Below are 11,216 nucleotides of genomic sequence, written 5' to 3' on the forward strand. Positions count from 1 at the left end.
CACGCGCGCTCGCCACGAGTCGCAGCGCACTCCCTCGCCCCGCTCTTCGCGGGGAGAGGGTTGGGGTGAGGGGCGACGCGAGTCGCGGACTCTCGGCCTCGCCGATGCGCCCCCTCACCCGACCGGCTTCGCTTCGCTACGCCGGTCGACCTCTCCCCGCACGCGGGGAGAGGTGAAGTGATGCTTCCGCTCGAAGGACTGACCGTTATCGCCGTCGAACAGGCGGTCGCGGCGCCGTATTGCAGTTCGCGGCTGGCCGACGCCGGCGCGCATGTCATCAAGATCGAACGCCCCGAGGGGGATTTCGCCCGCGGCTACGACGCCGCCGCCAAGGGCCAAAGTAGTTACTTCGTCTGGCTCAACCGCGGCAAGGAATCCGCGGTGGTCGATCTGTCGACCAAGGAAGGCCGCGACGAGCTCGAGAAGCTGATCGCCTCGGCCGACGTGTTGCTGCAGAACCTCAAGCCCGGCTCGATGGACAAGCTCGGCTTCACCCGCGAGCGGCTGCGCGCCGATTACCCGAAGCTGATCATCTGCACGATCTCCGGCTACGGCGATGACGGCCCCTACGCACATCGCAAGGCCTATGACCTGCTGATCCAGGCCGAGAGCGGCCTCGCCTCGATCACCGGCGGACCAGAGAGCGCCTCGCGTGTCGGCATGTCGGTGGTCGACGTCGCCACCGGCGCCGCCGCGCATGCGGCGATCCTCGAAGCGCTGATCGGCCGCGGCCGGTCGGGGCAAGGCGCCGACATCCGGATCTCGATGTTCGACGTGATGGCCGACTGGCTGACGGTGCCGCTGCTCAACGCCGAAGCCGGCAACCCGCCCAAGCGGCTCGGCCTCGCGCATCCGTCGATCGCGCCCTACGGCGTGTTCACCAGCAAGGACGGCAAGGACATCCTGATCTCGATCCAGAGCGAGCGGGAGTGGAAGAAGCTGTGCTCGGACGTGCTGCGCCAGCCGGATCTGCCGAACGATCCGCGGCTGAAGAACGGCGTCGAGCGGGTCAAGAACCGCGCCTACACCGACAAGATCGTCGCGGACATTTTCGGCTCGCTGACGCGCGACGATCTGCTCGAACATCTCGCTAGCGCCGACATCGCGTTCGCCGAAGTGAACACGATGGAAGACCTGTCGCATCATCCGCATCTGCGCCGGATCGAGGTCGACACCCCGAACGGCAAGGTCACCTATCCGGCGCCGGCGGCGATCTTCGTCGGCGACGCGCGTCACTACGGCGCCGTGCCGGGCATCGGCGACAAGCGCAAGTAACGGAAGGCTTCTGTCATGACCGACGCACTCGACATCGATCACCTGCGGCAATGGATCGGCCGCTCCGAGCAGGCCACCGACTTCGTCACGCCGCAGTTGGTCAAGGGTCTGCGCGCGACGCTGTTTCTCGACATCGGCAAGCCCGCGGCGGGCGATGCCGCGCCGTACACCGCGCATTGGTGTCTCGGCCAGCCGGTGTATCCGATGGACATGCTCGGCCCGGACGGTCACCCCACCCGCGGCGGCTTCCTGCCGCCGGTGCCGCTGCCGCGGCGGATGTGGGCCGGCGGCGAGCTGACCTTCATCGATGCGCTCAAGGTTGGCGACGAGGTGACGCGCACCTCGACGATCGGCGACGTGCAGATCAAGCAGGGCTCGACCGGCACGCTGTGCTTCGTCACCGTCAATCACGAGATCACCACGCCGCGCGGCGTCGCAATCCGCGACCGCCAGGACATCGTCTATCGCGACGTGCCGCCGCCTTCCGCGACGCCGGCAGCGCCGGCCAAGCCGGCGGCCGTACCGCCGGCCGCGCAGCATCGCGAAAGCCACCTCGCTGATCCTGTCCTGCTGTTCCGCTATTCCGCGCTGACCTTCAACGGCCACCGCATCCACTACGACCGCGACTACGTCACCAAGGTCGAAGGCTATCCGGGCCTGATCGTGCATGGCCCGATGCAGGCGGCGCTCCTGGTCGAATTCGCCGCCAAGCTGAAAGGCGCGGCGCCGAAGACATTCAGCTACCGCGGCGTGCAGCCGCTGTTTGACGGCGCCGACTTCAGCGTCAACGCCAACGAGACGGCGACGGGCCTCGACCTGTGGACCGCAAATGCCGACGGCGTGCCGACGATGAAGGGCACGGCGAGCTGGTAGCTCGTTGCAACATGCACGTCATTCCGGGGCGCTCACGAAGTGAGCGAACCCGGAATCTCGAGCTGTTCTGCGACTGCGACGTTTCCACAATTTCGGGATTCCGGGTTCGCGCGCGAAGGGCGCGCGCCCCGGAATGACGGGGAAAGCGTGTTGACTCCCCTCCCCGCCTGCTGATTGATCGGCTGCAAGCAACAAGCACGGCGCGCTGTCGCCGGAGGAAACCGCCTTGCCGAAGAAGCCGCACGCCGCGACCACCACCGTCAAATCCGCCACGCTCGATCTGCTCCGCGCCTTCAAGATCGACAAGGTGTTCGGCAATCCCGGCTCGACCGAGCTGCCGTTCCTCAGCGACTGGCCGGACGACATCGACTACGTACTGGCGCTGCAGGAGGCCTCGGCGGTGGCGATGGCGGATGGTTATGCGCAGGGGACGCGTAACGCCGGCTTCGTCAATCTGCATTCGGCCGCCGGCGTCGGCAACGCGCTCGGCAATATCTATACGGCGTTCAAGAACCAGACGCCGATGGTGATCACCGCCGGCCAGCAGGCCCGCAGCCTGCTGCCGCTGCAGGCCTTCCTCGGCGCCGAGCGGGCCAGCGAGTTTCCGCGGCCTTACGTCAAGTACAGCATCGAGCCGGCGCGCGCTGAGGATGTGCCGGCGGCGATCGCCCGCGCCTACTACGTGGCGATGCAGCCGCCGTGCGGGCCGACCTTCGTGTCGGTGCCGATCGACGATTGGGCGCGGCCCGCCGCGCCGGTGCCGCCGCGCAGCGTGACGCGCGAGATCGGGCCGGAACACGTCGCCATCGAGACGCTGGCCGATGGGCTGGCGAAAGCGAAGAAGCCGGCGCTGGTGGTCGGTCCGGCGGTCGATCGCGCCGCGGCGGTGGATCTGATGGTCAAGCTTGCCGAGCGCACAAACGCGCCGGTGTGGGTGTCGCCGTTCTCGGCGCGCTGCAGCTTTCCGGAGCGGCATCCGCTGTTTGCCGGCTTTCTGCCTGCGTCGCCCGGGCAACTATCCGAGGCGCTGGGCGCTTACGACGTCGTCGTGGTGATCGGCGCGCCGGTGTTCACGTTCCACGTCGAAGGCCACGCGTCGATCTTCGACGGCGGCCCAGCGCTGTTCCAGATCACGGAGGATGCCGACGCCGCGTCGGTGACGCCGCTCGGCACCAGCATCATCGCGACGATGATTCCGGCGCTGACGCTGCTGCTCGAGTTGCTCCCCCAGCCCAAGCGCTCCGCGCCATCGCCGCGCGCGGTCCCGCCGGCGCCGCTGGCCGCCGAGCCGATGCCGCCCGAGTACTTGCTCGACGCGCTCAGCAAGGCGATGCCGGACGACGCCATGCTGGTCGAGGAAGCGCCATCGCATCGGATGGCGATGCAGAGGTACATGCCGATGCGCGGCCAGGACAGCTTCGCCACCATGGCCAGCGGCGGCCTCGGCTGGTCGCTGCCCGCCTCCACCGGCTTTGCGCTGGCGAACAGCAAGCGCCGCACCGTCTGCCTGATCGGCGACGGCTCGGCGATGTACTCGGTGCAAGCGCTGTGGACCGCCGCACAGCGCAAGCTGCCGCTGACGGTTGTGGTGATGAACAACGCCGGCTACGGCGCGATGCGCTCGTTCAGCCAGGTGATGCAGGTCCGTGACGTGCCGGGGCTGGAGCTGCCCGGGATCGACTACGTCCAGCTCGCGCAATCAATGGGCTGCGCCGCCGAACGCGTGACGCGCTGCGAGGATGTTGCGCCGGTGCTGGCCCGCGCGCTGGCGCATGATGGCGTGTTCGTGCTCGAAGCGATGCTGGATAGCTCGGTGCCGCTGCTGTACGCGAAGAACGGGTAGTCAATCCCACTCGCCAGCGCGCACCGGCAGTGCTCGCAACATCCGCAGCGCGCTCCCTCGCCCCGCTCTTGCGGGGAGAGGGTTGGGGTGAGGGGCAGGCCGCGAGTCGCTGGCTCTCGGCCTCGCGGAGACGCCCCCTCACCCGCCCGGCTTCGCCGGTCGACCTCTCCCCGCGCGCGGGGAGAGGTTAGGCCGTACGCGAGCGCCTACGCCTTCCCGAACGCCTCGCGCAGTTTCGCCTGGATCTTGGCCATGCCGCCGATCCAGCGGTCGTAGTTGTCGGTCTTCTTGCGCATGTAGTCGATCACCTGCGCGTGCGGCAGGATCAGGAAGGTTTCCTGCTCGACGCCCTTCAGCGCGTCCTGCGCCACCCGCTCGGGCGACAGATTGCCGTCGTCAGATTGCGGACCCTTGGGGATGCCGCGCAGCATGTTGGTGTCGACGCCCTGCGGGCACAGGATCGAGACGCGGATGTTGTGCGCCTTGTGCGAGATCGCGAGGTTCTCGGCAAAGCCGACCGCGCCGTGCTTGGTCGCCGAATAGGCCGGGCTGCCGACCTGCGACAGCAGGCCCGCCGCCGAAATCGTGTTGAGGAAATAGCCGCCGCCGCGCGCTTTGTAGCGCGGGATCAGATGCCGTGCGGCGTAGACATGCGCCATCACGTGGATCATCCAGCTTTTCATGAACGGCTCGTCGGACGAGCCGCCGGCGTTCTCCGACATCGGATCGAAGCCGCCGCCGATGCCGGCGTTGGAACAGAACAGGTCGATCGGCCCGAACTGGCGCTCGGTTTCCTCGATGACGTGCTGGATGTCCGCCTCTTTGGCGACGTCGCATTTGAAAGCCGCGCCGCCAATCGACTGCGCCACCGCTTCGGCACGCGCCTGATCGAGATCGGCGACCACCACCTTGGCGGCGCCCGCCTTGGCGAAAGCCTCGCACAGCGCCTGACCGATGCCGTTGCCGCCGCCGGTGACGACGACGACCTTGCCCGCAATCTGCATGTTTCCCCCGTGTTGTTGTTGTTGCGGGGGCTGTCTTATCGCAAAGGCCGGGAGACCGCTATGCCGCCAGCACCAGGTCCACCACCGCCACATAGTGGCAAGCGGCCGCGAGCAGCACGAAAGCGTGCCAGATCGCGTTCTGGAACCGCAGCCGGCGCCAGGCGTGGAAGATCACGCCGAATGTGTACAGCGCGCCGCCGATGCCAAGGAACCACATCGCCGTCGTCGGCAGCGTCTGGATCACCTGATCGTAGGCGATGATGCCGCTCCAGCCGAGCGCGAGATATAGACCCACCGACAGCTTGTCGAATTTGCCCGGCTTGAACAGCTTGATCAGGATGCCGACCACCGCGACGCCCCAGACGCCGGCGAGCAGCGCCAGACCAAAACTCTGGTCGGGGATCTGGGTGATGATCGGGGTGTAGGTCGCGGCAATCAGGATGTAGATCGCCGAATGGTCGAACCGGCGCAGCAGCCATTTGCGCGGCGACACCGGCCACAGATTATAGGCTGCCGATAGCCCCAGCATCGCCAGCAGGCCCACCGCGTACACCGATACCGATAGGATGGTGGGGGTCGACGCGAATACGCCGGTCAACGTGATCAGCGCGGTGACGGCGATCAGGCCGGCGACCAGGCCCAGGACATGGACCACGCCGTCCGCGATCAACTCGGCACGGTCGTAGTTCCAGTGCACCGCCCCTTTGCCATCGATTCTGGCATGCGAAACGATTTGCTTGAAGCGAAACACTGTCATAGGCGGAGCGGGACCCTGTCTTTCGTTGACCTGACACCTACATGGCGATGACGAGCGGAGCGTGACAGGCCGGCGGCCTGCGAACGCTCGCAAATTCTATCCGCCGGAAAGGCGGCGAAGCCAAGGCCCACCGCAGGTCGGATTGTCGCATCACGCGGTTTCCGGCTAACCTCCCCGCCACCCATCTCCTGATTGAATATTTCGCCGCATGGCCTTCAGTTTTTCCAATCTGGTCGAGGAAGCGTGGCTGTCGGCGCGGGCGCTGAAAGACTACAGCGAGACCATGTTCAACCCGACGGTCCGGCTCGGCGTCACCGGGCTGTCGCGCGCCGGCAAAACGGTGTTCATCACCGCGCTGGTGCACGGGCTGTCGCGCGGCGGCCGGTTTCCGATCTTCGAATCGATGTCGACCGGCCGGATCGCGACCGCCCGGCTGGCACCGCAGCCCGACGACGCGGTGCCGCGCTTCGCCTATGAGAACTTCCTCGCCACCCTGATCGAACAGCGGCAATGGCCGAGTTCGACGGTCGATATCAGCGAACTGCGACTGGTGATCGACTATCAGCGCAAGAACGGCGCCGAGCGCACGCTGACGCTGGATATCGTCGACTATCCGGGCGAATGGCTGCTCGACCTGCCGCTGCTGAACAAAAGCTACGAGACCTGGGCGGCAGAAAGCCTGTCGCTGTCGCGGCAGGATCCGCGGGCGCGGGTGGCGCGGGAGTGGCACGCGCATCTGGCGACGCTCGATCCGAACGGCCGCGAGAACGAGCAGGAGACGCTGACCGCGGCGCGGCTGTTCACCAGCTATCTGCGCAACTGCCGCAACGAGCAGTTCGCCATGAGCCTGCTGCCGCCCGGCCGCTTCCTGATGCCCGGCAATCTGGCCGGATCGCCGGCTCTGACCTTCGCGCCACTCGACGTGCCGGTGGACGGCACGGCGCCGGAACGCTCGCTGTGGGCGATGATGCGGCGGCGCTACGAGGCCTATAAGGACGTCGTGGTGCGGCCGTTCTTTCGCGACCACTTCGCCCGGCTCGACCGCCAGATCGTGCTGGCCGACGCGCTGAGCGCCTTCAACGCTGGTCCTGAGGCGCTGCAGGATCTCGAAGCGGCGCTGGCCGGCATCCTCGACTGCTTCCGGGTCGGTCGCTCCTCACTGCTGTCGAGCGTGTTCCGGCCGCGGATCGACAAGATCCTGTTCGCCGCCACCAAGGCCGATCACCTGCACCATTCCAGCCATGACCGGCTCGAGGCGATCCTGCGCAAGCTGGTCGAGCGGGCGATGCAGCGGGCCGAGTTCGCCGGTGCCACCATCGACGTTGTCGCGCTGGCCGCCGTCCGCGCCACCCGCGAGGCACAGGTGCAGCGCGGCCGCGACCGGCTGCCGTCGATCGTCGGCACGCCGATCAAAGGCGAGATGGCCGAGGGCGAAGTGTTCGACGGCGAGACCGAGGTCGCGACCTTCCCGGGCGATCTGCCGACCAATCTGCAGGGCCTGTTCAAGGGCGAGGATACGTTCCGCGGCCTCGCCGCCGGCTCGCATCAGGACGCCGACTTCCGCTTCCTGCGCTTCCGGCCGCCGCGGCTGGCCACGCAGGATCCGGAGGGGCCGGCGCTGCCTCACATCCGCCTCGACCGAACGCTCCAGTTCCTGATCGGAGACAAACTGCAATGACCGAGCGGGTCCCTCCGCGCCGGCCGGCGACCTTCAAGCTGACCGACCCGAGCGTCGTGCTGATCGATTCGGATGACAGCGGCCCCGCCGCCCGCCCGAGCGCGCCCGATCCGGCGCCCTCGCCGCCGCCGCGCGCCCGCGTGCAGCTGGCGCAGGAGAAGGAGCATCCGATCGTCGCCCCCAAGGCGCCTCGCAGCATCATCAATCCCCGCAAAGGTTTTGGCTGGGGCACGCTGTTCTGGAGCGCGGCGACCGGGTTGCTGTCGCTGGCGTTCTGGCTATGGGTCAGCAAACTGGTCGAGGATTTGTTCGCGCAGAGCACCACGCTCGGCACCATCGGGGCGATCCTCGCCGTGCTGGCCGGCGGCTCACTGGCGATCATCATCGGCCGCGAAGCGTTCGGCCTCATCCGGCTGGCGCGCATCGAGCAACTCCACACTCGCGCGGCGCGCGTGCTGGAGACGGACAACCGCGCCGAGGCGCAGGCGATCGTGCGCGAACTGCTGAAGTTCGAGCATCCCAATCCGCAACTGGCGCACGGCCGCGCCACGCTCACCAAGCATCTCGACGACATCATCGACGGCGCCGATCTGATCCGGCTCGCCGAGCGCGAATTGATGACGACGCTGGACATCGAAGCGCGAGCGCTGATCTCCAAGGCAGCGCAGCGCGTCTCGGTGGTCACCGCCATCAGCCCAAAGGCGCTGATAGACGTGCTGTTCGTGGCGATCGCCGCGACCCGACTGATCGGCCAGCTCGCCCGGCTCTATGGCGGGCGGCCCGGCGCGCTCGGCATGATCAAGCTGATGCGGCAGACGGTGACCCACCTCGCCATCACCGGCGGCATCGCGCTCGGCGACAGCGTGATGCAGTCCGTGCTCGGCCACGGCCTCGCCTCGCGGTTGTCGTCGAAACTCGGCGAAGGCATCGTCAACGGCATGCTGACCGCCCGCCTCGGCCTCGCCGCCATCGACCTGACCCGCCCCCTCCCCTTCAACGCCCTGCCCCGCCCGGTGCTCGGCGACTTGGTCAAGGACCTGCTGAAGAAGCGGGAGAAGGAAGAGTAACGACGACGCTATCGACTGCACCATCACTCAGCCGCGAGCACCGCGCGCTCCCTCGCCCCGCTCTTGCGGGGAGAGGGTTGGGGTGAGGGGCAGGCCGCGAGTCGCTGACTCTCGGCCTCGCGGAGACGCCCCCTCACCCGCCCGGCTTCGCCGGTCGACCTCTCCCTGCGCGCGGGGAGAGGTAAGCCGCCCCATTCCGGGCCGACGCGCTGCGTGTTGACCGGCGACGGAAATCCTTCGACAAGCGGCAGATGCACCGCCCGCACGCCCCCCGCGACAGCAGCCGGACCACCGACGGCCGACGGTCCCGTCTGCCCGGCTGGCTCCGCCGCATCGGCCTTCGCCAAGTCCGGATGTTCACCGGGCTGGTGATGTTCGCCTATCTGCTCAGCCACTTCCTCAATCACGCGCTCGGCAACATCTCGCCGGAGGCGCTCGAGGCGGGGGTGCTATGGCATCTCGAGGTCTGGCAGTTCCTGCCGGTGGCGATCCTGTTCTACGGTTCGGTGACGATCCACGCCGGGCTCGGACTGTGGGCGCTGTATCAGCGCCGCCAGTTCCGCTGGCGCACGATCGAGCCGCTGCAGCTCGTGCTCGGACTGAGTGTGCCGCTGCTGATCTACAGCCACGTCATCGGACTGCGGCTCAGCAACGTGCTGTACGGCATCGACAAGCTGTATCCGCAGGTGCTGTACGCCTATTGGGTCGCGTGGCCGTCCTACCGGGTCTGGCTGATGGTCACGGTGATGCTGGTGGCGTGGGCCCATGGCTGCATCGGGCTTGCGCTGTGGCTCCGCATCAAGCCCGCGTTCCGCAAGGCGATGCCGGCACTGCTGGTGGTCGCGGTGCTGATCCCGACGCTGGCCCTGCTCGGCTTCTACGAAGGCGGGCGCGATGTGATCCGCGTCGCCGCTGATCCAGCCTGGCAGGACGCCAATCTGTCGATCAAGCAGATGGGCACGCTGCAGCAGCAGCGAACGCTCGACCGGATCGGCGACGCCTTCGTGATCGGTTATCTTGGATTGATCGCGCTGGCGCTGATCGCCCGCGCGATCCGCGGATTGATGGAACGCCGCGGCGGCATGATCCGGCTGACCTACGGCGGCGACCGCACGGTGCGCGTGCCCAGAGGCATGAGCGTGCTCGAAGCCAGCCTGCGCCACAACATTCCCCACGCCAGCGTCTGCGGCGGCCGCGCGCGCTGCTCGACCTGTCGTATCCGGGTGCTCGGCGATGTCGACGAACTGCCGCCGCCGACCAGCCGCGAAGCGTTCGTGCTCGGCAGCGTCGGCGCCGCCGACGACCCGACCATCCGGCTCGCCTGTCAGCTTCGGCCAACGCACGATCTAACGTTCCTGCCGGTGTTTCCACCGCGCAACGTCGCGGCGGCGCGACAGGCGGCACGGATGTCGCGGATCGGCGACGAGCGCTACCTCGTCAGCATGTTCGTCGATCTGCGCGGATCGACCAAACTCGCCGAGACGCGGCTGCCGTTCGACACCGTGTTCATCGTCAATCGTTTTCTCGGCGCGGTGTCGCGCGCGGTGATCGCCTGCGGCGGCCAGCCCAATCAGTTCGTCGGCGACGGCGTGCTGGCGCTGTTCGGGCTGAACGAAAGCCCACGCGAAGCCAGCCGCAACGCCATCCGCGCCGCAGCCGCGGTCGCCGCATCGGTCGACGAACTCAACAGCATGATCGGTCATGATCTCGGCGCGCCGATCCGCTTCGGCGTCGGCATTCACGGCGGCGTCGTCATCCTCGGTGAGATCGGCTATCGCGACCACATGGTGTTCACGGCGCTCGGCGACTCCGTCAATGTCGCCGCGCGGCTGCAGGACATGACCAAGACGCTCGGCTGCGAGACCCTGCTCTCCGACGAAATTCGCGCCACCGCCGGCATCGGCGCCGACCTGCTACCGACCCAGCAGGCCGAGATCCGCGGCCGCACCGAGCCAATGCTGGTCTGCCCGATCGCGCAGTCGCGCGACCTAGCCGCCGCGCTGGATCACAGCGAGGCGCTGCTGGCGTGAGACGTGACGGACGCAGCACAGGCGGCCGTTTCTCGATTTTCCGCACAGCCCTGTAAGTAACTCGCCGGCCACGGCGCAGATCAGCACACCCCGTCATTCCGGACCGCGCCGTCAGGCGCGGATCCGGAATCCCGATGTTGTTTGGCGATGGGTTCGCCCCGTCAAAGATTCCGGGTTCGCGAGCTGGCGCTCGCGCCCCGGAATGACGGGCGTGGGAGGCGCAGAAAAGCATGCTGCCGGTGTGAACCCGTCTGATTTTCGATGCGACGAACGTGCGATGGGCAGGATCTGAACGCCAGATCCGACGGAAACTAACAACCGCGCCTCGTGCGCATGATGAGGAGTACGACCATGTTTCGCAAGCTCGCACTCGGACTGATCGCCGCCGCTTCGCTCGGTTTCGCCGCTTTGGCGCCGACCGCCGCTTCCGCCGGTGGCGGCTGGGGTTGGCATCCGCACCACCATCATCACTGGCACGGCGGTCCCGCTTTCGGCATCGGCTTCGTCGGCTACGGCGGCGGCAGCTGCTACGTGACCCGGCGCGTCGCGACGCCGCACGGCTGGCGCTGGCGCACCTTCAACATCTGCTACTGATCGATCTCTATCGTCGTAGCAGGTGTGGAAGTGGGGGCCCCCCGCGGGGGGGGGGGGGGGAGGAAATTTTGGACCCCGAAAGGGGGGCGGGGGGG

General features: G+C 67.7%; 9 protein-coding genes. 7 read left to right on the top strand and 2 right to left on the bottom strand.

Annotated features, from left to right (window positions below):
* Positions 1 to 180: 180 nt before the first annotated feature.
* The 3 genes from LPW26_RS16975 to mdlC all read left to right on the top strand — a co-directional run bounded on the left by LPW26_RS16975 (position 181) and on the right by mdlC (position 3,991).
* Positions 181 to 1,275: a CaiB/BaiF CoA transferase family protein gene (locus LPW26_RS16975; protein WP_238736660.1), complete on the top strand. Its 1,095-nt coding sequence runs from the start codon at positions 181 to 183 to the stop codon at positions 1,273 to 1,275.
* A 15-nt stretch (positions 1,276 to 1,290) separates the two neighbouring features.
* Positions 1,291 to 2,148 carry an FAS1-like dehydratase domain-containing protein gene (locus tag LPW26_RS16980; RefSeq protein ID WP_238736661.1) on the top strand — a complete coding sequence of 286 codons (858 nt, stop codon included), beginning with the start codon at positions 1,291 to 1,293 and terminating at the stop codon, positions 2,146 to 2,148.
* A gap of 226 nt (positions 2,149 to 2,374) precedes the next feature.
* Positions 2,375 to 3,991, top strand: a complete 1,617-nt coding sequence (gene mdlC / locus LPW26_RS16985; RefSeq protein ID WP_238736662.1) for a benzoylformate decarboxylase — start codon at positions 2,375 to 2,377, stop codon at positions 3,989 to 3,991.
* Between the two features lie 206 nt (positions 3,992 to 4,197).
* On the opposite strand, the gene LPW26_RS16990 is transcribed toward mdlC, so the two are convergent.
* Both LPW26_RS16990 and trhA read right to left on the bottom strand, forming a co-directional pair.
* Positions 4,198 to 4,995, bottom strand: a complete 798-nt coding sequence (locus LPW26_RS16990; RefSeq protein ID WP_238736663.1) for an SDR family oxidoreductase — start codon at positions 4,993 to 4,995, stop codon at positions 4,198 to 4,200.
* 58 nt (positions 4,996 to 5,053) lie between these two features.
* Complete coding sequence (trhA, locus tag LPW26_RS16995; protein WP_238736664.1) at positions 5,054 to 5,752, bottom strand: PAQR family membrane homeostasis protein TrhA; 699 nt, start codon at positions 5,750 to 5,752, stop codon at positions 5,054 to 5,056.
* Between the two features lie 208 nt (positions 5,753 to 5,960).
* Here trhA and LPW26_RS17000 point away from each other — a divergent pair, with 208 nt between their 5' ends.
* The 4 genes from LPW26_RS17000 (at position 5,961) to LPW26_RS17015 (ending at position 11,121) form a co-directional block, all read left to right on the top strand.
* Positions 5,961 to 7,430: a YcjX family GTP-binding protein gene (locus tag LPW26_RS17000; RefSeq protein ID WP_238736665.1), complete on the top strand. Its 1,470-nt coding sequence runs from the start codon at positions 5,961 to 5,963 to the stop codon at positions 7,428 to 7,430.
* The gene (locus LPW26_RS17005) at positions 7,427 to 8,497 is read left to right on the top strand and encodes a YcjF family protein (RefSeq protein ID WP_238736666.1); all 1,071 of its coding nucleotides are present in this window, start codon (positions 7,427 to 7,429) and stop codon (positions 8,495 to 8,497) included. The genes LPW26_RS17000 and LPW26_RS17005 overlap by 4 nt, the downstream gene beginning before the upstream one ends.
* Before the next feature lie 251 nt (positions 8,498 to 8,748).
* A complete protein-coding gene (locus LPW26_RS17010; protein WP_238736667.1) occupies positions 8,749 to 10,527 on the top strand; it encodes an adenylate/guanylate cyclase domain-containing protein in 1,779 nt (592 codons plus the stop codon).
* Positions 10,528 to 10,878: 351 nt separating this feature from the next.
* The gene (locus LPW26_RS17015) at positions 10,879 to 11,121 is read left to right on the top strand and encodes a hypothetical protein (protein WP_238736668.1); all 243 of its coding nucleotides are present in this window, start codon (positions 10,879 to 10,881) and stop codon (positions 11,119 to 11,121) included.
* The last annotated feature ends 95 nt before the right edge of the window (positions 11,122 to 11,216 follow it).

It is taken from the genome of Rhodopseudomonas infernalis (genome assembly GCF_022271405.1).
In the GTDB taxonomy this organism is placed as follows: Bacteria; Pseudomonadota; Alphaproteobacteria; order Rhizobiales; family Xanthobacteraceae; genus Rhodopseudomonas; species Rhodopseudomonas infernalis.